This window comes from Pseudomonas sp. F007 (assembly GCF_057814275.1).
This window is the reverse complement of sequence record NZ_JBVATA010000002.1, coordinates 58,676-77,849: the sequence shown is the minus strand read 5'-3', so window position 1 is coordinate 77,849 and position 19,174 is coordinate 58,676. Positions and strand designations below refer to the sequence as shown.

Genomic DNA, 19,174 nt, shown 5'->3' with positions numbered 1-19,174 from the left:
TACCCCTGACGCTCCCCGGTGAAAACCGATAAGATCGCCACAACCTGTCAGGAAAACTCACCTATCCATGAGCCACGACCTGCCCCCTCTCAACGCCCTGCGCGCCTTCGAAGCCACTGCTCGCCTGAACAGCGTCAGTCAGGCGGCGGAGCAATTACATGTGACTCATGGGGCCGTGAGCCGGCAACTGAAAATCCTCGAGGAACACTTGGGCATCAGCCTGTTCGTCAAGGATGGGCGTGGCCTTAAACTCACAGATGCCGGGGTACGTCTGCGCGATGCCAGTGCCGATGCTTTTGAGCGACTACGCGGCGTTTGCGCTGAACTGACCCAGGGGCACGCGGATGCGCCCTTTGTGCTCGGTTGCTCCGGCAGTTTGCTGGCGCGCTGGTTCATTCCGCGCCTGGGACGCTTGAATGCCGATCTGCCGGATCTGCGTTTGCATCTATCGGCGGGCGAAGGTGATCTCGATCCGCGGCGCCCTGGACTGGATGCCCTGCTGGTCTTCGCCGAGCCGCCGTGGCCGGCGGATATGCACGTCTACGAGCTGGCCAGCGAATGCATCGGCCCGGTGCTCAGCCCACGTTGCGCTGCATACGAAACATTGCGTGAGGCGCCGGCCAGCGCCCTGCTCGATCAAGCCCTGCTGCACACCACCTCACGTCCGCAAGCCTGGCCCAGCTGGGCACAGCACAATCACCTCGACCCGCGCGCCTTGAAATTCGGCCAGGGTTTCGAGCATTTGTATTACTTGCTGGAGGCGGCGGTCGCCGGCTTGGGGGTGGCTATCGCTCCGCAGCCACTGGTGGCCGAGGATTTGAAGGCGGGTCGCCTGGTTGCGCCGTGGGGCTTTTCGCAAACCCCGGCGCAACTGGCGTTGTGGTTACCCAAGCGCGCCGCGGACGGGCGCGCTCGGCAACTGGCGCAGTGGCTGAAAAACGAACTGCGCCAGGCGGATTAGTCGCCGCGTTTGCACAACAGATACGCCGCCAACAGCCCCAGGGCACCGACCGCGACACCCGCTGTAGTCCACGGGTGTTCCTGTGCGTAGTCGCGGGTCGCGATCCCGGTCTCGCGGGTTTTCACTTTGACTTCTTCATAGGCGTCACTGAGCAGGTTGCGCGAGTGTCTGAGCGCGCTCTCGGCATTGCCTTTCAAGGTTTTCAGGGTTTTCAGCGACTCGTCAGAGGCATCGCTTTTCAAGCTTTCCAATGACTTGAGCAGACTCTCGATCTCGGCTTCCATGCTTTGCAATGACGCTTTGCGCAACGAGGTGTTGGCCATGGTGACTCTCCTGCATTGATTGAGTGGCATGTGTTGGTTCCGACTCCGGCGGTTCGCGAAAGTGCCGAAAAATCTGAACCTTCTCTGAGGAAGTGCGCACAGAAGAAATACGAAAAATCACTGCTAGTCTGTATTAACACTTTAGGAGATCACCATGACTGACCATCACACCTACAAGAAAGTTGAACTGGTGGGCTCTTCGCCGACCAGTATCGAAGATGCGATCAACAATGCGCTGGCCGAAGCCAGTAAGAGCATCAAGCACCTGGAGTGGTTCGAGGTGGTCGATACCCGCGGGCATATCAAGGACGGCAAGGCGGCGCATTTTCAGGTGACGCTCAAGGTGGGCTTTCGGATCGCCAACAGCTGACTGTAGGTTCCTGACCTTGCGAGCTGGCTGATTGCTTCAGGTCGTCACCTGGGCGCGGCCACAGAAGTCGGGACTTCGTTTATATCCTTTTGATCTGACCAAGGAATGTGACCGATGAAGAAGTTGATACTGGCTGTGGGTTTGCTGAGCATTGCGGGAACCGCGCTGGCAGCAGGCAAACCCTGTGAGGAACTGAAAGCGGAAATTGCGGCGAAGCTCGACGGCAAGGGCGTCTCAGGTTACACGCTGGAAATCGTCGACAAAGGCGCTGCGGCGGGCGGCAAGGTCGTGGGTACCTGCGAAGGCGGCTCCAAGGAAATCGTCTACAAGAAGTAATCCATTCCACACAAAAAAGCCGACGCTCAGGCGTCGGCTTTTTCATGGGGGCTCACGGGATATTCAACCCTTCATGACCTGCGCCAGCAGCTCGTAGGAGTGCAGGCGGTCAGCGTGCTCATACAGGTCGCAGGTGAAGATCAGCTCATCGGCCTGGGTCTGTTCGATCAGCACCTCGAGCTTGCCGCGGATCTTCGCCGGGCTGCCAACCATGGCCAGCCCGAGGAAGTCCCCCACCGCCTGTTTCTCGTGTGGCAGCCACAAACCGTCCATGGATTTCACCGGTGGGCGCTGAACCAGGCTCTGGCCCCGCATCAACGCCAGAATCCTTTGATAGACCGAGGTTGCCAGGTAGTCGGCCTGTTCATCGGTGTCGGCGGCGACCAGTGGTACGCCCAGCATCACGTAGGGTTTATCCAGCACGGCTGAAGGCTTGAAGTGGTTGCGGTAGACGCGAATCGCTTCGTGCATGTAGCGCGGTGCGAAATGTGAGGCAAAGGCGTAGGGCAAGCCCCGCTCGCCCGCGAGCTGTGCGCTGAACAGGCTGGAGCCCAGTAGCCAGATCGGCACGTTGGTCCCGGTGCCGGGCATGGCAATGATGCGCTGGTCCGGCGTACGCGGGCCGAGGTAGCGCGCCAGTTCGGCGACGTCTTCCGGGAAGTCGTCGGCACTGCCCGAGCGTTCGCGGCGCAAGGCGCGGGCGGTCAGTTGATCGGAGCCAGGGGCGCGGCCCAGGCCCAGGTCGATCCGTCCCGGATACAGGCTTTCGAGGGTGCCGAATTGTTCGGCAATCACCAGCGGCGCATGGTTGGGCAACATCACCCCACCCGAGCCCACGCGAATATTCGACGTGCCGCCGGCCAGATAGCCCAGCAATACCGAGGTGGCGGAACTGGCGATGCCGTCCATGTTGTGGTGTTCGGCCACCCAGAAGCGGTTGTAGCCCCATTTTTCGACGTGTTGTGCCAAATCCAGTGAGTTGCGCAGTGATTGCGCGGGGCTACCGTTCTCCCGGACGGGCACCAGGTCCAGGGTCGAGAATTTGATATCGGACAGCTGTTTCATAAGCCTGCTTCTCCAAAGGGGGCGGTGCAGGCTTTTCTCACGAACGAAAACCTGCCGAATGTATAAGCCTGTTCTATGCAATGTGGGCATATACCCGAGATTCAATAGCTGGCGTGAAATTGCCTACCTGATAAGCGGTCCTTTCCGACAAGGTGAACTTTGCCCTGCGATCTATCCTCAGAACCCTTGGGAAGCGAAAACCATCAAGGCGCGAACCCTCGCGCCGGATTCTGAGGAGGCACAGATGAGCATCATCAAGAAAGCATCGGCGCATTGGGCAGGTGATCTGAAAACCGGTATTGGCTCGATATCCACGGAAACCGGCGTGCTGCGCGAGGCGCCGTACGGCTTCAAGGCGCGCTTCGAAGGCGGCAAGGGTACCAACCCCGAAGAGCTGATCGGTGCCGCGCATGCGGGTTGTTTCTCCATGGCCTTTTCCATGATTCTCGGCGAGGCCGGGCTCAAGGCTGACAGCATTGATACCGAGGCCGAGGTGACGCTGGATCAGGTGGATGGCGGTTTCGCGATTACCGCGGTACACCTGATTCTCAAGGCGAAAATTCCCGGCGCCAGCCAACAGCAATTTGAAGAGCTGAGTAAAAAGGCCAAGGAAGGGTGCCCGGTGTCGAAAGTATTGAACGCGAAAATCAGCCTGGACGGCCAGCTCATCACCTGAGCCCCTGCCCTGCGGGTGATGGCGGCAGCGCAACGCAGAACTGGTCTGGCACAATGATGGTCGAATCAACGACAGCAGCTTCAGTGCACGCCCGTGCGCGCTGCTTAGAGGGAGCTTCAACCATGAAACGTTTTGCCTTGGCGGTAATCTGCGCTGCGTTGACCACATCGGCCCTGGCGGCGCCCAAGCCGTGTGAAGAGCTCAAGGCCGAGATCGAAGCCAAGATCCAGGCCAACAACGTCTCTTCCTACACCCTGGAAATTGTCAGCAACGATGAAGTGCACGACCAGAACATGGTGGTCGGCAGTTGCGAAAATGGCAGCAAGAAAATCATCTACCAGAAGAACGATCGATAAGTCGCCTCAGGGCACGCAATTGATCTGCCGTTCTTCGGCGACGATCTGGCGCTTGGCGTCGTACAGCCGGGCGCTGGGCGTGAAGGCCAGCGAGCGGGCTTCAAGGCGATAGCGCTGGCCCGCCTCGAAATGGTCGTACGGGATGGTCATGTAGCACAACCGCTCCTGCGGATCGGTGTTCATGCCGCCCATGCCGCCGCCGAAGACTTCGAAATCAAAGCGCACCATCAGCTCGTGGTGACCGGGGGTGACCTGGAAATAACGTCCGTCTGTCAGGCGTTGATTATCCAGGCGCTCGGCCATCAAGACTTTGCCGCCCGGCGATGGCATGGCGAAGTCGACCCAGGCCATGTTCGGGTCGACCGGGGGCAAGGGCGAAGTGGCGCACGCCGAGAGCGTGCCGAGAGCTAAAAACAGCAGGTACCTGTGCATGATTCATTTCCGTGCGGTCAGGTATCCAGCATAGCGCCGATCAGGTGCCCTGACAGCCTGTCGGACGGGCCTGACCGACGACTTTGCGCTGCTCATCGTAGAGTTTCACCCAGGGCCGAAAACCGATGTTCCCCGCCTGCAGTTGATAACGACCGCCGGCGTTGAAATCATTGTATTTCACGCTCAATTGGCAATCGCGCCACAGGGTTTGCGCGTCGGGGCCGATGTTGCTCGGCTCGACGGCAAACTGATAACGCACCGTCAGTTCATGGCTGCCGGGGGGCACTTCGAAGTAACGTTTATCGGGGGTGGCCTTGTCATCGACTTCCAGCGCCTGCAGCGCGGTGTCCTTGGCATGGGGAGTCAAGTCGATCCAGGCTTGTGTCGGGTCGGGTTGCGGCAGTCCAGCACAGCCGGCCAGCGTCAGCAGGCCTCCACTCAGTAGTAACGCGCGCATGGCGAAGCTCCAGTCAGGCGAGATAGTCTTGCGGGCAGACTCCCCAAGGATGATTCGATGTGATCAGGCTGCTTGCGAGCCATCGGTTACTTGATCGCGTTTTGCGCGTTTTGTTTCCGAGTGTGATGTTTTTGCTGCTGAACGGTTGTGCCAGCGTCAGTTACTACAGCCAGCTGGCCAGTGGTCAATGGCAGTTGTTAAACGCTCGTGTTCCGGTCAGCCAGGTCATTGCCGACCCGACCAGTGACGCGAAACTGCGCGCACACCTGGAGCAATCGCAACGGGCCCGGGACTTCGCCAGCCAGCACCTGCACCTGCCGGATAACCAGAGTTATCGCCTCTACGCAGACATCGGCCGACCCTACGTGGTGTGGAATGTCTTCGTCACTCCGGAATTTTCCCTCAGTCCGCAGAACTATTGCTTCCCGATTGCCGGCTGTGTGGCCTACCGCGGTTATTACCAGCAGGGTGCCGCCCGCGGTGAGGCGGCTCTCCAGCGCCAGCAGGGGATGGATGTGGCGATTGGCGGCGTAGAGGCCTATTCAACCCTGGGCTGGTTCGATGATCCGATCATGAACTCAATGCTGGGTTGGGGCGACGAGCGGCTGGCGACCCTGATCTTTCATGAGCTGGCGCACCAACGCCTCTATGTGAAAGACGACACTGAGTTCAACGAGTCCTTCGCCAGCTTTGTCGAGCAGGAAGGCACGCGCCAGTGGCGCGCGGCGCGCAACCTGCCTGCGCTGAGTGACGCGCAGGAGCGACAGCGCGACCAGTTCATTCGCTTGTTGCTGGACACCCGTGCGCGGTTGGAAAAACTGTATGCCCTGCCCCTGGCGAGCGACGAAATGCGTCGGCGCAAGGCCGCTGAATTCACGCGCTTGCGCGCTGACTACCAGACCCTGCGCGACAGCCAATGGGCCGGTAGCCGGCGATTTGATGCGTGGATCGACGCGCCGATGAACAACGCCCGACTGCTGCCGTTCGGCCTGTATGACCAATGGGTGCCAGCATTCGCCGAGCTGTTCAGGCAGGCGGGTGGCGACTGGCAGAAGTTTTACTTGGCGGCGCAGCGACTGGGCGCGCTGGCGCCTGCGCAACGCAAACAGGCGCTGATGTCTTTGGCTGACTGAAACGGATTACTGGCGCAAAAAGGCCTGATGCAGGTCCGCCAGGGTCTCAAAATGATAGGCCGGTTGTTCCGCGCTCAACTCTTCGTGGCTGCCAAAGCCGTAGCCCACGGCGGCGGCATCCAGTCCATTGCGACGGGCGCCGATCAGGTCGTGCTTGCGGTCGCCGATCATCAGGGTGGTCTCGGGGTCGAGGCTTTCTGCGCTGATCAAATGGGCAATCAGCTCGACCTTATCGGTGCGAGTGCCGTCGAGCTCGCTGCCGTAAATCACCTTGAAGTGCCGGTCGAAATCGAAGTGGCGGGCAATTTCCCGGGCAAACACCCAGGGCTTGGATGTTGCGATATACAACTGCCGCCCCTGCCCGCTCAGGGTTTCCAGTAACGGCGTGACGCCATCAAACACGCGGTTCTCATACAGACCGGTGACCTTGAAGCGTTCGCGATAGAAATTCACCGCTTGCCAGGCCTTGGCTTCGTCGAAGCCGTAGAACTGCATGAAAGCCTGCAGCAACGGCGGACCGATGAAGTGTTCCAGTTTGCCCAGGTCCGGTTCGTCGATGCCCAGGTTGCTCAAGGCATATTGGATCGAGCGGGTAATGCCTTCGCGCGGGTCTGTCAGGGTGCCATCGAGGTCGAACAAAACAGTTTGGTAATGCATGAAATGTCCCGAATGAGAGTCAGAGCTGGTCGTAGCCTTCGGCCAGATGCAAGTCTTTGAGCTTGACGTAGTTGCCGGCGCTGTAGGTAAAAAATGCGCGTTCCTTGTCGGTCAACGGACGAACCTGCTTCACCGGACTGCCCACATACAGGTAGCCACTTTCCAGGCGCTTGCCCGGTGGTACCAGGCTGCCGGCGCCGATGATGACCTCGTCCTCAACGCTGGCGCCGTCCATCACGATGCTGCCCATGCCAATCAGGACCCGGTTGCCGATGCTGCAGCCATGCAGCATGACCTTGTGGGCGATGGTCACGTCATCACCGATCAGCAGCGGGAAGCCGTCGGGGTTGAACGGTCCCGCGTGGGTGATGTGCAGGACGCAGCCGTCCTGCACGCTGGTGCGCTGGCCAATGCGGATGCGGTGCATGTCACCACGGATCACGGTCAGCGGCCAGACCGAGCTGTCGGCACCGATCTCGACGTCGCCGATGACCACCGCCGAGCCATCGACGAACGCGCCGTTGCCGAGTACGGGGGTGTGGTTCTGGTACTTGCGAAGGGACACGATAGGCTCTCTCTCTTTTGCTGATAGCTGCGGTGAGCGTCGATTGTAATTAAGATGGCCCCATGTTTCTTCCAGCCAAGGTGCCAACCGTGAGCGTGAACAACCCTCTTTTGCAGCCCTATGACCTGCCGCCGTTCTCGGCGATCCGCGCCGAACACGTGCAGCCGGCCATCGAACAGATCCTTGCCGACAACCGCGCCGCCATTGCCGAGATCCTCAAGACCCAGGGCCAACAACCGACCTGGGCCGGCCTGGTGCTGGCGATGGACGAGCTCAACGACCGCCTGGGCGCCGCCTGGAGCCCGGTCAGCCACCTCAATGCCGTGTGCAACAGCGCCGAACTGCGCGAGGCCTATGAGTCCTGCCTGCCGGCCCTGAGTGCCTACTCCACTGAGCTGGGGCAGAACCGCGAACTGTTCCAGGCCTTCGAGGCCCTGGCCAACAGCCCTGAAGCCAGCGGCTTCGACGTTGCGCAAAAAACCATCATCGAGCACTCGCTGCGCGACTTCCGTCTGTCGGGTATCGACCTGCCAGAGGCTGAGCAGCAGCGCTACGCCGAAGTGCAGAGCAAGTTGTCTGAACTGGGCAGCCGCTTCTCCAACCAGTTGCTCGATGCCACCCAGGCCTGGACCAAGCACGTCAGCGATGAAGCGGCGCTGGCCGGCCTGACCGATTCGGCCAAGGCACAGATGGCCGCGGCGGCACAGGCCAAGGGCCTCGATGGCTGGCTGATCAGCCTGGAGTTTCCGAGCTACTACGCGGTGATGACCTACGCCCACGACCGTGCTTTGCGTGAAGAAGTCTACGCCGCTTACTGCACCCGTGCGTCGGACCAAGGCCCGAACGCCGGTCAGAACGATAACGGCCCGGTGATGGAAGAGATCCTCGACCTGCGTCAGGAATTGGCCAAATTGTTGGGTTTCTCGAGTTTTTCGGAACTGAGCCTGGCGACCAAGATGGCCGAGTCCAGTGACCAGGTGCTGAGTTTCCTGCGCGATCTGGCCAAGCGCAGCAAGCCGTTTGCTGCCCAGGACCTGCAGCAGCTCAAGGCCTACGCCGCCGAGCAGGGTTGCGCAGACCTGCAAAGCTGGGACAGCGGGTTCTATGGCGAAAAACTCCGTGAGCAGCGCTACAGCGTCTCCCAGGAAGCGTTGCGCGCCTACTTCCCGATCGACAAAGTGCTGGGCGGCCTGTTCGCGATTGTCCAGCGCCTGTACGGCATCGAGATCGTCGAGCAGAAAGGCTTCGATACCTGGTATCCCGATGTGCGCCTGTTCGAAATCAGTGAAAACGGCCAGCACGTCGGGCGTTTCTTCTTCGATCTGTACGCACGCGCCAACAAGCGTGGCGGTGCGTGGATGGACGGTGCCCGTGACCGTCGCCGCACCGCCGAGGGCGCGTTGCAGAGCCCGGTGGCCAATCTGGTGTGCAACTTCACCCCGGCCGACAGTGGCAAGCCCGCCCTGCTGACCCACGATGAAGTGACCACCCTGTTCCACGAATTCGGTCACGGCCTGCACCATCTGCTGACCCGCGTCGATCACGCTGGTGTCTCCGGGATCAACGGCGTGGCCTGGGATGCGGTCGAGTTGCCGAGCCAGTTCATGGAAAACTGGTGCTGGGAGCCCGAAGGCCTGGCGCTGATTTCCGGTCACTATGAAAGTGGCGAACCACTGCCGCAGGACCTGCTGCAGAAAATGCTCGCGGCGAAGAATTTCCAGTCCGGGCTGATGATGGTGCGCCAGCTGGAGTTCTCGTTGTTCGACTTCGAATTGCACGCCACCCACGGTGATGGCCGCAGCGTTGCGCAGGTGCTCGAGGGTGTGCGCGACGAGGTGTCGGTCATGCGTCCTCCGGCCTACAATCGCTTCCCCAACAGCTTTGCGCACATCTTTGCCGGTGGTTATGCGGCCGGTTATTACAGCTACAAGTGGGCGGAAGTGCTGTCGGCCGATGCCTTCTCGAAGTTTGAGGAGGAAGGTGTGCTGAACGCGGCAACAGGTCGCGCCTTCCGTGAGGCGATCCTGGCGCGTGGCGGTTCCCAGGAGCCGATGGTGCTGTTCGTCGACTTCCGCGGACGGGCACCGTCGATTGACGCACTCTTGCGTCACAGCGGCCTGGATGAGGCCGCAGCAGCATGAGTGATGGGCCTGTGAGTAAAACCAAGAAACGCTTTATCGCCGGTGCCGTGTGCCCGGCGTGCAGCGAGCCGGACAAGTTGATGATGTGGAGCGAGGACGATGTTCCGCATCGCGAGTGCGTGGCCTGCGGCTATAGCGATACCCTCAATGAACAAGGTCTGTCGGTACCCAAGGAACTGGGTACGCGGGTCAACACCAGTGCGGTGAAGGTTGCGGACGCCAAGGTCCAGACCGTGCAATTCTTCGTCAATCCAAAGCTGAAGAAAAAAACCGACGACGCCTGATTGCGCGGCCGGCTCCCCTCCCCCGGGAGCCGGCCGGCAGGTGTTACAGCGCTGGCTTGGCCTCGACGGCCGATTTGAACCAACTCTTCATCGAGCACGTGGCAAATACGCTGGTGCTGCATTCCCCATTCGCCAGCGCCTGGCGCAGCTTATCGATGTCTGCATGCATCATGTAGCGAATGCCGTCCTTGAAATGGTGGCTGTCGCCGAATCCGCCTTCGGTCATTTCCTGCAACGCATCCTCTTTGCTCCAGCCCTGCACCACGACCCGATACATCGCCGCAATCAGTCCTGTGCGGTCCGAGCCGTGCTTGCAATGCATCAACACCGGGCCTTTGCTCTGGCCGGTTTCAATCGCGCGCAAGGCACTCAATACCAGACTGTCATCGACATGGTTGGTCCTGTACGGAATCTGTACTTGATTGATCCCGGGGGCGGACAACCATGGCGCATCGGACTGCGGCAGGAAGGTGATGACCGTGCGCACCTTGAGTTTGTCGAGCAGCGGCAGGACGCCGTCATCCGGCAGCGCGCTGCGGTAAAGCGTTGGCGACATCTGAAAGAGGTTGTACTGCGCTTCGATGGGCTGTGCCCATTCGCTGGGACGCAGGAATTGCGACGGGGCGGCCTGAGCCGGGTGAATCGAAAAAAACGCCATGAGCGACAGGCACAGAGCGAACAGCAAGCGTTGTTTCGACATGGGGTCGGTAAACCGTGACGGATGACAGCATTCAATTTTCAGCGATGGGCGGTCAAAGGTCCGTGAGGGGCTTGTCAAAGATTTGTTCAATGACCAAGCCCCCCAGCGAACGGCTGTAACCTACACTTTCATCTTGATAAATGCCTGGAGCATGGGCGTCAGGTCGGAATCTTCCTGCAGTTGGCTGCCGCCATGCGGTGTCACCCTGTAGAGACTGAAGTTGACACCGTTATCGACCGACGTCGCCGTATAAGAGTGATCGTGGGCAACCCACTCATCGGCATCTTCTTCCATTTCGAACAAATCGATCTTTACGCGCACCGCACCCGGAAGGTTATCGAGCGCAGTAAGAGAAACTGCAAGTTCGGGATCGATGGTCGTTTGCCGATAGAAAGCGACAGCGAGATCAGTAAGGGCCTCAATGTCTTTTTCATCAATGCTGCCGTCAGGAATTACATTGATATCGGACCAGGGATCGAAGTCGAGCGTTGCGTTGTAGCCTTGCTTGTCGATATGCAGGGTCAATCGAGTGGGAGCGCAAACAGCAGAATCCAGGTTGCTCCTGGACAGTTCAATCAGGATCCTGTCCTTGTCGGCGCCATCGATCCTTTGCAGGGATACGCCATGGGTGTTGGTTGGAGACATGCAACACCTCCCGTGATCAGGGATTGACGATGCTGACGTAGGCTTTGGCCAGCGCTTTCAGTTTGGCCTCGTCGGCGGCATCGAGGTTGCCGTCGCCGTCCACATCTTTTTTCGGACCGCTGAGAGTGAAAGTGTCTCCGCCATCGCTGGATATTGCGGTGACAAAAATGGAGTCAACCAATGTTTCTGTTTGAACTTCGTTTTCCACATCCCAACCCAGTTCCTTTCGGGCAAGTTGCATCGACACCCAGGTATTGGGTTCCGATGGGCCGGGTTGCATGAGTTGCAGGAAGATACCGCGCTGATTGAAGTAAGACATGACTTGATCCTTTAGTTTGATGTCTGGGGTGTGTTTGTTTTGCGCAGTGGATAGTACGGGTGGCCAATCAGGGTGAGCCCCTAAGTATGTAGTTCATGAGTTACTGAATATTGATCAAATGCTCGAGTCGATATAAGTCATTGGTTTCACCCCCCTCTTGAGCGAAGAGCCGAACGGTACTGGTCGGAGCTGGTTCGCTGGAGTACTGTATAAATATACAGATAGAGGGCGCATTCGATGATCAATTCCCTGCCACCTCGCGGGCGAGGTACTGCGGCCAACCCGCATAATCGCTTTGCGCCGAGCCGTTCGGTGGCCGAGGACGACGGCTGGTATCAGGAGGTGCCGCTGACCCAGGGCACCGAGGTACGCATCGAGACGGCGAGAACCATCATCACCCGCAACAACTCGCCGGACCTGCCGTTCGATCGCTCGATCAACCCCTACCGAGGCTGCGAGCATGGCTGCATCTACTGCTACGCCAGGCCCAGCCATGCCTACTGGGACCTCTCCCCCGGCCTCGACTTCGAGACCCGCCTGATCGCCAAAACCAATGCTGCCGATGTGCTTGAGCAGCAGCTCGGCAAGCGTGGTTATCAATGTGCCCCGATCAATCTGGGCTCCAACACCGACCCCTACCAGCCCATCGAGCGCGAACAGAAAATCACCCGGCGAATTCTGCAGGTGCTCCTACGCTATCGGCATCCGGTGACTATCATCACTAAGGGTTCGCTGATCCTGCGTGACCTGGATCTGTTGAGTGAATTGGCCGAGCAGCGGCTGGTGGCGGTGATGATCAGCCTGACCAGCCTGGATGACGAACTCAAACGCATACTCGAGCCACGCACGGCTGCCCCGAAAGCGCGGCTGCGAGCGATCCGGGTGATGCGCGAGGCGGGAATCCCGGTAGGCGTGCTGTGTTCGCCGATGATTCCGATGATCAACGACAGCGAACTGGAAAGCCTGCTCGCGGCAGCCCATGCCGCCGGGGCGCAAAGTGCGGCGTACATGATGCTCAGGTTGCCGCTGGAAGTCGCTCCGCTGTTTGAAGAGTGGCTGGCAGCCCACTATCCGCAACGTGCCGCCCACGTGTTGAGCCTGATTCGCCAGAGTCGCGGCGGTGAGCTGTACGACAGTCGATTTGGCGTGCGCATGCGTGGCGAAGGGCCATTTGCCGACCTGTTGGCACAGCGATTTAGCAAGGCGATCAAGCGCCTGGGGCTGAATCAGCGTGAGGGGTTCAACCTCGATTGCAGTGCTTTTTGCCCTCCAGGTGCGCAGATGTCGTTGTTGTAGCCCATGAATTGTGGGTATTTTAGTGCTATGTAATACGTACCACGGTATGAAATATCTGCAGTAATCCTTGAAATGTGCGGTTTAGAGCCACTGATTCAGTTTGAGTTAAGTTTCGCTGGTTACGGTGCTCATCGAGTGACCGGCTGGTCACAGATTGGTTTTTTGGCCAGCCGTTGGCTCTGTCCCAAGTAACACGGGAAGATTTGCTAACTCGTCAAATGAGGATGATCCATGAGTGACCAGGACAAACAGCCGCTGGCTGAATCGGCTTCGGCCCCTCCCGAGGCGGAAAGCGCAGATGCAGCGCTGCAACATATCGTCGACGGCTTTCTGCATTTTCATCACGAAGTCTTCCCGCAGCAGGAAGAGCTGTTCAAGAAGCTCGCCACGGCGCAACGGCCGCGAGCCATGTTCATTGCATGTGCCGACTCACGCATCGTTCCGGAATTGATTACCCAAAGTGCCCCAGGCGATCTGTTCGTTACCCGTAACGTCGGCAACGTCGTACCGCCTTATGGGCAAATGAATGGTGGCGTTTCCACGGCTATCGAATACGCCGTGCTGGCCCTGGGTGTGCAGCACATCATTGTGTGTGGGCATTCCGATTGTGGCGCCATGCGTGCGGTGCTCAATCCGCAAAGCCTGGAGAAAATGCCCACGGTCAAGGCCTGGTTGCGCCATGCCGAAGTGGCGAAAACCATGGTCCAGGAAAACTGCCAGTGCGCTGACGAACACGAAAGCATGCAGGTTCTGACCGAAGAAAACGTCATCGCGCAACTGCAACATTTACGGACCCACCCTTCCGTGGCATCGCGCATGGCCAACGGTCAACTGTTTATCCATGGCTGGGTCTACAGCATCGATACCAGCGAAATCAAAGCCTATGACGCGGACAAGGGCTGCTTCCTGCCACTGGATGGTCAGCATCCGATTCCCATGGCGACGCCCAAGGCGCGCTTCTAGAACCTCCTAAACACCTTGTCTGGCCTGGTCGTGGCTGCTGAAACAGCAGTCAGGCCACGTCACGCCTGTAGAAAATCGGGAGACCGCTATGCGTGCTGCGCAATTGAGAGCTGTTTTGCCACGGGAGCTGATGGCTTCGGTGGTGGTATTTCTGGTCGCCCTGCCGTTGTGCATGGGCATTGCCATCGCGTCCGGGATGCCTGCGGCCAAAGGTCTTGTCACGGGAATCATTGGCGGGTTGGTGGTGGGTTGGCTCGCCGGTGCGCCGCTGCAAGTCAGCGGGCCGGCGGCGGGGTTGGCGGTATTGGTGTTCGAGTTGGTTCGCCAGCATGGGGTGGCGATGCTCGGGCCGATCCTGCTGCTGGCCGGCTTGTTGCAATTGGTCGCGGGCCGACTGCGGCTTGGCTGCTGGTTTCGGGTGACGGCACCGGCGGTGGTCAACGGGATGTTGGCGGGCATTGGCGTACTGATCGTCCTGTCGCAAGTGCATGTGCTGTTTGACGGAGTACCCAAACCTTCGGGCCTGGAAAACCTGATCGGTTTCCCGGCGACAGTGTCCCAGGCGCTCGACGGTGGAATCGGCTGGCAGGCCGGCTTACTCGGGCTTTCCACCATTGCCGTGATGGCGCTGTGGGAGAAAATACGCCCGCCGGCGCTGCGTTTCATTCCCGGAGCACTGCTCGGCGTCGCTCTGGCGACCCTCGCCAGCCTGCTGCTGGCATTGGACGTCAAGCGTGTCGAGGTGCCTGCCAATCTGGCCGAGGCCATCGACTGGTTGAAACCGGCGGACTTGCTCAACCTGGCCGACCCCAATCTGCTGATTGCCGCCTTTGCGGTGGCGTTTATTGCCAGCGCGGAAACCCTGTTGTCGGCGGCTGCGGTGGATCGAATGCACAGTGGCGCGCGGGCGGATTTCGACCGTGAATTGTCTGCCCAGGGCGTGGGCAACATGCTCTGCGGTCTGTTGGGCGCCCTGCCCATGACCGGGGTGATCGTGCGCAGTTCGGCCAACGTCCAGGCGGGGGCCAAAACCCGTCTGTCGGCCATTTTGCATGGCGTCTGGTTGCTGGCTTTCGTGCTGCTGCTGTCCAGTGTGCTGCAAAGCATCCCGGTGGCCAGCCTTGCCGGGGTGTTGGTGTACACCGGGATCAAACTGGTGGACCTCAAGGCTTATCGCAGCCTGCGGCGCTACGGCCGGATGCCGATGCTGACCTACGCGGTGACTGCGCTGGCGATCATCTTCAGTGACCTGCTGACGGGGGTGCTGGTCGGTTTTGGCTTGACCCTGGCGAAACTGGCCTGGAAGGCGTCCCGCCTGAAAATCAGCCTGATTGATCGGGTGCCGCAAGGAGAGATGGAACTGCGTCTGTCAGGTGCGGCGACCTTTCTCAAGGTGCCAGCGTTGTCGCGGGCATTGCAGGCCATTCCGGCGGGTGCAACGGTGCATGTGCCCCTGAACAACCTCAGTTACATCGACCATGCCTGCCTGGAATTGCTGGAGGAATGGGATCGGGCCAATCAGAGCAAGGGATCGCGGTTGGTGATCGAAGCGCGGGGATTGAAGCGCCGGCTGGAGGGGCGATTGCGCACTACAGTGGGGCTTGGGTAAAGCGAAAGATCGCAGCCAGCATGGCTTGCTGCGATCTCTCAAAAAGGGGTCAAGCTGCCGGCTGGTCCAGTTCCAGACCAACGCCCAACTGGCGGGACAGGCACGGCCAGCGCTTCCAGGCGGCACCGGTGTCCGGGCTGTTGAGTTGTTCCCGGTAGGCTTCGACCGATTCCAGGGCGAAGCTGTCTTCGTCGAGCATTTCGTCGACGGCATGATGAACTGCCTCATCCAGTTGATTGGCGAAATCTTCGCCGATCAGTTGGTGGGCAATCAGGTTGGCGACAGTCATGTCCAAGGGGATCAGTGGCTGGCCAAAATGCTTGATGTACAGGTCATTCACTTCTTCTACCAGGCGATGTGCCAGGTAGGCTTCGTCCAGCAGGCAGTCGAGGCCGACATGGCCCTGCATGATTTCCGGCGGCTGGATGAAGAACTGTTCGGCGATTTTCAGCACCGGTTCGATCTGCGATTCGATACCGGCCTCGCGCGCGACTTCATTGGCCGCGTCCAGCAGGTCGGGTACCTGGTCGATATACGCGGTGACGAAACGGGTCATCACGCCTTTGGCATCGACCTCTGGCAGTTGGATAGCGGCATGCAGGTGAGGCAGTTGGACTTCCAGCTGACGGGTCAGCTGACCGGTTTCGGACTCATGTTGTTGTGCACGTTTGATCTGCTCGCGCAATGCGGCGGTGTTCATGAAAACTCCAGGAAACGAAGGCAGGAAAATAGGGGAAGACATAAGTTAGCTTGCTTATGAAAACCCTTAAGACGTATTTGTCATAATTGTTTCACCTTTGATGCGTATAGGTTATATCCATTTGCCATCATCCACCCCACATCCTTCTCCATCCGTGGTCCATGGCGCAAGTCCAGGGTGTTTCAGCTGATTTACGCCGTCGCGTTGCGAGGTCGTACTCCCTGTCTATACTCGGTTTTGTATGAAGTTAGCTGATGACGCCCGACTGCATGTGCAGCAAGGCTTGGCGGTTTAAGTTCGTAGTCTAGGTAGCCGCTCCCTTGGACGCAGGTGAAAGCCGGCGGGATAACAAGAACGATAAGGGGAACCCGCAATGATGCGACATCCACAAGTCTGGATGGGCCTCCTGTTGTGGTCGGTTTTCAGTCAGGCGCAAGCCGCCTGGACTGTGAATATGGCGCCTGGGGCTACTGAAATCAGTCACGCAGTGTTCGACCTGCACATGACCATCTTCTGGATCTGTGTGGTGATCGGCATCATCGTCTTCGGAGCGATGTTCTGGTCGATGATCATGCATCGGCGCTCCACCGGACAGGAAGCCGCCAAATTTCATGAAAGCACGACGGTCGAGATCCTCTGGACCATAGTGCCTTTCATCATCCTGGTCGCCATGGCTGTTCCGGCGACCGCCACCCTGATCAAGATGTACGACAGCAGTGAGCCGGATATCGATATCCAGGTCACCGGCTATCAGTGGAAGTGGCACTACAAATACCTGGGCCAGGACGTCGAGTTCTTCAGCAACCTGGCCACGCCTCAAGAACAGATCCACAACAAGAGCGCCAAGAGTGAGCACTACTTGCTCGAGGTCGACCAGCCACTGGTGCTGCCGGTGGGGGCCAAGGTGCGCTTCCTGGTGACCTCGGCCGACGTCATCCACTCGTGGTGGGTGCCGGCATTCGCAGTCAAGCGTGATGCCATTCCCGGGTTCGTCAACGAGGCCTGGACTCGCGTCGACAAACCCGGCCTCTACCGTGGGCAGTGCGCCGAGTTGTGCGGCAAGGACCACGGGTTCATGCCGATCGTGGTCGACGTCAAAACCAGGGCCGACTACGACACCTGGCTCGCCGAACGCAAGGCCGAAGCCGCCAAGCTCAAGGAGCTGACCAGCAAGGAATGGACGCTGGATGAGCTCAAGGAGCGCGGCGACAAGATCTACCACACCACCTGCGTGGCCTGTCACCAGGCCGAAGGCCAGGGCCTGCCGCCGATGTTCCCGGCACTCAAGGGTTCGAAAATCGCCACGGGTCCGAAGGACGCGCACCTGAGCATCGTCTTCCACGGTAAGCCGGGAACCGCCATGGCGGCGTTCGGCAAGCAGCTGTCGGAAGTCGATATCGCCGCCGTCGTGACCTACGAGCGTAACGCCTGGGGTAACAACAAAGGCGACATGGTCACGCCGAAAGACGTGCTGGCCCTGAAGCAGGCGGAAAGCAAATGAGCCGCTCGATTGCATGTTCCCGTGAACGCCTGGGGCTCAACGCCCCGGGCTGCCCAGCCCATTGGTTTGCAGGAGAAAGGACATGAGCGCAGTGATCGATGACCATGGTCATGCCGGCCATGACCACGCCCATGGTCCCGCCAAGGGCTTGATGCGCTGGGTGCTGACCACCAACCACAAGGACATTGGCACCCTGTACCTGTGGTTCAGTTTCATGATGTTCCTGCTCGGCGGCTCGTTCGCCATGGTGATCCGCGCCGAACTGTTCCAGCCCGGGCTGCAGATCGTCGAGCCGGCCTTCTTCAACCAGATGACCACCATGCATGGCCTGGTGATGGTCTTCGGTGCGGTGATGCCGGCGTTTGTCGGCCTGGCCAACTGGATGATCCCGCTGATGATTGGCGCGCCGGACATGGCCCTGCCGCGGATGAACAACTTCAGTTTCTGGTTGTTGCCGGCGGCCTTCCTGCTGCTCGTCTCGACGCTGTTCATGCCCGGCGGCGGTCCCAACTTCGGCTGGACCTTCTACGCACCGCTGTCCACGACCTATGCACCCGAGAGCGTGACCTTCTTCATCTTCGCCATACACCTGATGGGTATCAGTTCGATCATGGGCGCAATCAACGTGATCGCGACCATCCTCAACCTGCGTGCCCCGGGCATGACCTTGATGAAGATGCCGCTGTTCGTCTGGACCTGGCTGATTACCGCCTTCCTGCTGATCGCGGTGATGCCGGTACTGGCCGGTTGCGTGACGATGATGCTGATGGACATCCACTTCGGCACCAGCTTCTTCAGTGCCGCCGGTGGCGGTGACCCGGTGTTGTTCCAGCACGTGTTCTGGTTCTTCGGTCACCCCGAGGTGTACATCATGATCCTGCCGGCGTTCGGCGCCGTCAGCTCGATCATCCCGACCTTTTCACGCAAGCCGCTGTTCGGCTACACCTCGATGGTCTACGCGACGGCGAGCATCGCCTTCCTGTCGTTCATCGTCTGGGCGCACCACATGTTCGTGGTGGGCATCCCGTTGGTGGGTGAGCTGTTCTTCATGTACGCCACGTTGCTGATTGCCGTGCCCACCGGGGTCAAGGTGTTCAACTGGGCCAGTACCATGTGGCAGGGATCGCTGACGTTCGAGACGCCCATGCTGTTCGCCGTGGCCTTCGTGATCCTGTTCTCGATCGGCGGTTTCTCCGGGCTGATGCTGGCCATCGCCCCGGCTGACTTCCAGTACCAGGACACCTACTTCGTGGTGGCGCACTTCCACTACGTGCTGGTGCCGGGCGCGATCTTCGGGATCTTCGCCTCGGCCTACTACTGGATGCCGAAGTGGACCGGCCACATGTATGACGAGACCCTCGGCAAGCTGCACTTCTGGCTGTCCTTCATCGGTATGAACATGGCGTTCTTCCCGATGCACTTCGTCGGGCTGGCGGGCATGCCGCGACGGATCCCGGACTACAACCTGCAGTTCGCCGACTTCAACATGGTCTCCTCGATTGGTGCGTTCATGTTCGGTGCCACGCAGATTTTCTTCCTGTTCATCGTGATCAAGACCATTCGTGGCGGCCCGCCAGCGCCAGCGAAACCCTGGGATGGTGCCGAAGGCCTGGAGTGGGAAATTCCCTCGCCAGCGCCGTATCACACCTTCACTACACCGCCAGATGTGAAGTGAACGGCGCGGA

General features: G+C 59.6%; 23 protein-coding genes. 13 read left to right on the top strand and 10 right to left on the bottom strand.

Features of this window, described 5'->3' with window-relative positions:
- Positions 1–67 precede the first annotated feature (67 nt).
- Positions 68–961 (top strand): LysR family transcriptional regulator, encoded by an 894-nt coding sequence (locus tag ACZYR5_RS04545; RefSeq protein ID WP_489088982.1) that lies wholly within the window; start codon positions 68–70, stop codon positions 959–961.
- Here the strand turns inward: ACZYR5_RS04545 and ACZYR5_RS04540 are convergent.
- Positions 958–1,284, bottom strand: coding sequence for an ElaB/YgaM/YqjD family protein (locus ACZYR5_RS04540; protein ID WP_489088983.1), 327 nt, complete (start codon positions 1,282–1,284; stop codon positions 958–960). The genes ACZYR5_RS04545 and ACZYR5_RS04540 overlap by 4 nt on opposite strands.
- A gap of 154 nt (positions 1,285–1,438) precedes the next feature.
- On the opposite strand from ACZYR5_RS04540, the gene ACZYR5_RS04535 reads away from it, so the two are divergent.
- Both ACZYR5_RS04535 and ACZYR5_RS04530 read left to right on the top strand, forming a co-directional pair.
- Positions 1,439–1,654: a dodecin gene (locus ACZYR5_RS04535; RefSeq protein ID WP_027616641.1), complete on the top strand. Its 216-nt coding sequence runs from the start codon at positions 1,439–1,441 to the stop codon at positions 1,652–1,654.
- A gap of 114 nt (positions 1,655–1,768) precedes the next feature.
- The gene (locus tag ACZYR5_RS04530; protein WP_489088984.1) at positions 1,769–1,990 is read left to right on the top strand and encodes a DUF1161 domain-containing protein; all 222 of its coding nucleotides are present in this window, start codon (positions 1,769–1,771) and stop codon (positions 1,988–1,990) included.
- 63 nt (positions 1,991–2,053) lie between these two features.
- Here the strand turns inward: ACZYR5_RS04530 and ACZYR5_RS04525 are convergent, their stop codons facing one another.
- Positions 2,054–3,055, bottom strand: coding sequence for an LLM class flavin-dependent oxidoreductase (locus ACZYR5_RS04525; protein WP_489088985.1), 1,002 nt, complete (start codon positions 3,053–3,055; stop codon positions 2,054–2,056).
- A 244-nt stretch (positions 3,056–3,299) separates the two neighbouring features.
- On the opposite strand from ACZYR5_RS04525, the gene ACZYR5_RS04520 reads away from it, so the two are divergent.
- Both ACZYR5_RS04520 and ACZYR5_RS04515 read left to right on the top strand, forming a co-directional pair.
- Positions 3,300–3,731, top strand: a complete 432-nt coding sequence (locus ACZYR5_RS04520) for an OsmC family protein (protein ID WP_489089061.1) — start codon at positions 3,300–3,302, stop codon at positions 3,729–3,731.
- A gap of 122 nt (positions 3,732–3,853) precedes the next feature.
- Complete coding sequence (locus tag ACZYR5_RS04515; RefSeq protein WP_027616637.1) at positions 3,854–4,087, top strand: DUF1161 domain-containing protein; 234 nt, start codon at positions 3,854–3,856, stop codon at positions 4,085–4,087.
- 6 nt (positions 4,088–4,093) lie between these two features.
- Here the strand turns inward: ACZYR5_RS04515 and ACZYR5_RS04510 are convergent, their stop codons facing one another.
- Complete coding sequence (locus ACZYR5_RS04510; protein WP_489088986.1) at positions 4,094–4,519, bottom strand: PA0061/PA0062 family lipoprotein; 426 nt, start codon at positions 4,517–4,519, stop codon at positions 4,094–4,096.
- A 40-nt stretch (positions 4,520–4,559) separates the two neighbouring features.
- Positions 4,560–4,976: a PA0061/PA0062 family lipoprotein gene (locus tag ACZYR5_RS04505; RefSeq protein WP_489088987.1), complete on the bottom strand. Its 417-nt coding sequence runs from the start codon at positions 4,974–4,976 to the stop codon at positions 4,560–4,562.
- Between the two features lie 59 nt (positions 4,977–5,035).
- On the opposite strand from ACZYR5_RS04505, the gene ACZYR5_RS04500 reads away from it, so the two are divergent.
- A complete protein-coding gene (locus ACZYR5_RS04500; RefSeq protein WP_489088988.1) occupies positions 5,036–6,109 on the top strand; it encodes an aminopeptidase in 1,074 nt (357 codons plus the stop codon).
- 6 nt (positions 6,110–6,115) lie between these two features.
- Here ACZYR5_RS04500 and ACZYR5_RS04495 read toward each other — a convergent pair whose 3' ends face one another.
- Both ACZYR5_RS04495 and ACZYR5_RS04490 read right to left on the bottom strand, forming a co-directional pair.
- The gene (locus ACZYR5_RS04495) at positions 6,116–6,766 is read right to left on the bottom strand and encodes an HAD family hydrolase (protein ID WP_489088989.1); all 651 of its coding nucleotides are present in this window, start codon (positions 6,764–6,766) and stop codon (positions 6,116–6,118) included.
- Between the two features lie 19 nt (positions 6,767–6,785).
- Positions 6,786–7,331: a gamma carbonic anhydrase family protein gene (locus ACZYR5_RS04490; RefSeq protein WP_489088990.1), complete on the bottom strand. Its 546-nt coding sequence runs from the start codon at positions 7,329–7,331 to the stop codon at positions 6,786–6,788.
- 89 nt (positions 7,332–7,420) lie between these two features.
- Here ACZYR5_RS04490 and prlC point away from each other — a divergent pair, with 89 nt between their 5' ends.
- Together prlC and ACZYR5_RS04480 are read left to right on the top strand one after the other, a co-directional pair.
- A complete protein-coding gene (gene prlC, locus ACZYR5_RS04485; protein WP_489095156.1) occupies positions 7,421–9,472 on the top strand; it encodes an oligopeptidase A in 2,052 nt (683 codons plus the stop codon).
- Positions 9,469–9,756 (top strand): YheV family putative zinc ribbon protein, encoded by a 288-nt coding sequence (locus tag ACZYR5_RS04480; RefSeq protein ID WP_027616630.1) that lies wholly within the window; start codon positions 9,469–9,471, stop codon positions 9,754–9,756. Before prlC ends, ACZYR5_RS04480 begins: the two co-directional genes overlap by 4 nt.
- Before the next feature lie 43 nt (positions 9,757–9,799).
- Here ACZYR5_RS04480 and ACZYR5_RS04475 read toward each other — a convergent pair whose 3' ends face one another.
- The 3 genes from ACZYR5_RS04475 to ACZYR5_RS04465 all read right to left on the bottom strand — a co-directional run bounded on the left by ACZYR5_RS04475 (position 9,800) and on the right by ACZYR5_RS04465 (position 11,420).
- Positions 9,800–10,456, bottom strand: coding sequence for a phosphatase domain-containing protein (locus ACZYR5_RS04475; protein WP_489088992.1), 657 nt, complete (start codon positions 10,454–10,456; stop codon positions 9,800–9,802).
- Between the two features lie 120 nt (positions 10,457–10,576).
- A complete protein-coding gene (locus ACZYR5_RS04470; protein ID WP_489088993.1) occupies positions 10,577–11,101 on the bottom strand; it encodes a hypothetical protein in 525 nt (174 codons plus the stop codon).
- 16 nt (positions 11,102–11,117) lie between these two features.
- Positions 11,118–11,420 (bottom strand): hypothetical protein, encoded by a 303-nt coding sequence (locus ACZYR5_RS04465; RefSeq protein WP_489088994.1) that lies wholly within the window; start codon positions 11,418–11,420, stop codon positions 11,118–11,120.
- Positions 11,421–11,657: 237 nt separating this feature from the next.
- Here ACZYR5_RS04465 and ACZYR5_RS04460 point away from each other — a divergent pair, with 237 nt between their 5' ends.
- The 3 genes from ACZYR5_RS04460 to ACZYR5_RS04450 all read left to right on the top strand — a co-directional run bounded on the left by ACZYR5_RS04460 (position 11,658) and on the right by ACZYR5_RS04450 (position 15,288).
- On the top strand, positions 11,658–12,716 hold the full coding sequence (locus ACZYR5_RS04460; RefSeq protein ID WP_489088995.1) for a PA0069 family radical SAM protein: 1,059 nt from the start codon (positions 11,658–11,660) through the stop codon (positions 12,714–12,716).
- 231 nt (positions 12,717–12,947) lie between these two features.
- A complete protein-coding gene (locus ACZYR5_RS04455; RefSeq protein ID WP_489088996.1) occupies positions 12,948–13,679 on the top strand; it encodes a carbonic anhydrase in 732 nt (243 codons plus the stop codon).
- An 88-nt stretch (positions 13,680–13,767) separates the two neighbouring features.
- Complete coding sequence (locus ACZYR5_RS04450) at positions 13,768–15,288, top strand: SulP family inorganic anion transporter (RefSeq protein ID WP_489088997.1); 1,521 nt, start codon at positions 13,768–13,770, stop codon at positions 15,286–15,288.
- 49 nt (positions 15,289–15,337) lie between these two features.
- Here ACZYR5_RS04450 and ACZYR5_RS04445 read toward each other — a convergent pair whose 3' ends face one another.
- On the bottom strand, positions 15,338–15,988 hold the full coding sequence (locus ACZYR5_RS04445; RefSeq protein WP_489088998.1) for a hypothetical protein: 651 nt from the start codon (positions 15,986–15,988) through the stop codon (positions 15,338–15,340).
- A 373-nt stretch (positions 15,989–16,361) separates the two neighbouring features.
- Between ACZYR5_RS04445 and coxB the strand changes: the two genes are divergently transcribed.
- Positions 16,362–17,489 (top strand): cytochrome c oxidase subunit II, encoded by a 1,128-nt coding sequence (gene coxB, locus ACZYR5_RS04440; protein ID WP_489088999.1) that lies wholly within the window; start codon positions 16,362–16,364, stop codon positions 17,487–17,489.
- Between the two features lie 82 nt (positions 17,490–17,571).
- Complete coding sequence (ctaD, locus tag ACZYR5_RS04435) at positions 17,572–19,164, top strand: cytochrome c oxidase subunit I (protein WP_489089000.1); 1,593 nt, start codon at positions 17,572–17,574, stop codon at positions 19,162–19,164.
- Positions 19,165–19,174 lie beyond the last annotated feature (10 nt).

Bases quoted from the DNA above. Each gene is read 5' to 3' on its own strand.
- ACZYR5_RS04480 (WP_027616630.1), top strand. From the start codon at position 9,469: ATGAGTGATGGGCCTGTGAGTAAAACCAAGAAACGCTTTATCGCCGGT.
- ACZYR5_RS04510 (WP_489088986.1), bottom strand. From the start codon at position 4,519: ATGCACAGGTACCTGCTGTTTTTAGCTCTCGGCACGCTCTCGGCGTGC.
- ACZYR5_RS04455 (WP_489088996.1), top strand. From the start codon at position 12,948: ATGAGTGACCAGGACAAACAGCCGCTGGCTGAATCGGCTTCGGCCCCT.
- ACZYR5_RS04540 (WP_489088983.1), bottom strand. From the start codon at position 1,284: ATGGCCAACACCTCGTTGCGCAAAGCGTCATTGCAAAGCATGGAAGCC.
- ACZYR5_RS04525 (WP_489088985.1), bottom strand. From the start codon at position 3,055: ATGAAACAGCTGTCCGATATCAAATTCTCGACCCTGGACCTGGTGCCC.
- ACZYR5_RS04520 (WP_489089061.1), top strand. From the start codon at position 3,300: ATGAGCATCATCAAGAAAGCATCGGCGCATTGGGCAGGTGATCTGAAA.
- ACZYR5_RS04445 (WP_489088998.1), bottom strand. From the start codon at position 15,988: ATGAACACCGCCGCATTGCGCGAGCAGATCAAACGTGCACAACAACAT.
- ACZYR5_RS04470 (WP_489088993.1), bottom strand. From the start codon at position 11,101: ATGTCTCCAACCAACACCCATGGCGTATCCCTGCAAAGGATCGATGGC.
- ACZYR5_RS04535 (WP_027616641.1), top strand. From the start codon at position 1,439: ATGACTGACCATCACACCTACAAGAAAGTTGAACTGGTGGGCTCTTCG.
- ACZYR5_RS04515 (WP_027616637.1), top strand. From the start codon at position 3,854: ATGAAACGTTTTGCCTTGGCGGTAATCTGCGCTGCGTTGACCACATCG.
- ctaD (WP_489089000.1), top strand. From the start codon at position 17,572: ATGAGCGCAGTGATCGATGACCATGGTCATGCCGGCCATGACCACGCC.
- ACZYR5_RS04450 (WP_489088997.1), top strand. From the start codon at position 13,768: ATGCGTGCTGCGCAATTGAGAGCTGTTTTGCCACGGGAGCTGATGGCT.
- ACZYR5_RS04545 (WP_489088982.1), top strand. From the start codon at position 68: ATGAGCCACGACCTGCCCCCTCTCAACGCCCTGCGCGCCTTCGAAGCC.
- ACZYR5_RS04505 (WP_489088987.1), bottom strand. From the start codon at position 4,976: ATGCGCGCGTTACTACTGAGTGGAGGCCTGCTGACGCTGGCCGGCTGT.
- ACZYR5_RS04465 (WP_489088994.1), bottom strand. From the start codon at position 11,420: ATGTCTTACTTCAATCAGCGCGGTATCTTCCTGCAACTCATGCAACCC.
- ACZYR5_RS04460 (WP_489088995.1), top strand. From the start codon at position 11,658: ATGATCAATTCCCTGCCACCTCGCGGGCGAGGTACTGCGGCCAACCCG.
- ACZYR5_RS04495 (WP_489088989.1), bottom strand. From the start codon at position 6,766: ATGCATTACCAAACTGTTTTGTTCGACCTCGATGGCACCCTGACAGAC.
- ACZYR5_RS04530 (WP_489088984.1), top strand. From the start codon at position 1,769: ATGAAGAAGTTGATACTGGCTGTGGGTTTGCTGAGCATTGCGGGAACC.
- coxB (WP_489088999.1), top strand. From the start codon at position 16,362: ATGATGCGACATCCACAAGTCTGGATGGGCCTCCTGTTGTGGTCGGTT.
- ACZYR5_RS04475 (WP_489088992.1), bottom strand. From the start codon at position 10,456: ATGTCGAAACAACGCTTGCTGTTCGCTCTGTGCCTGTCGCTCATGGCG.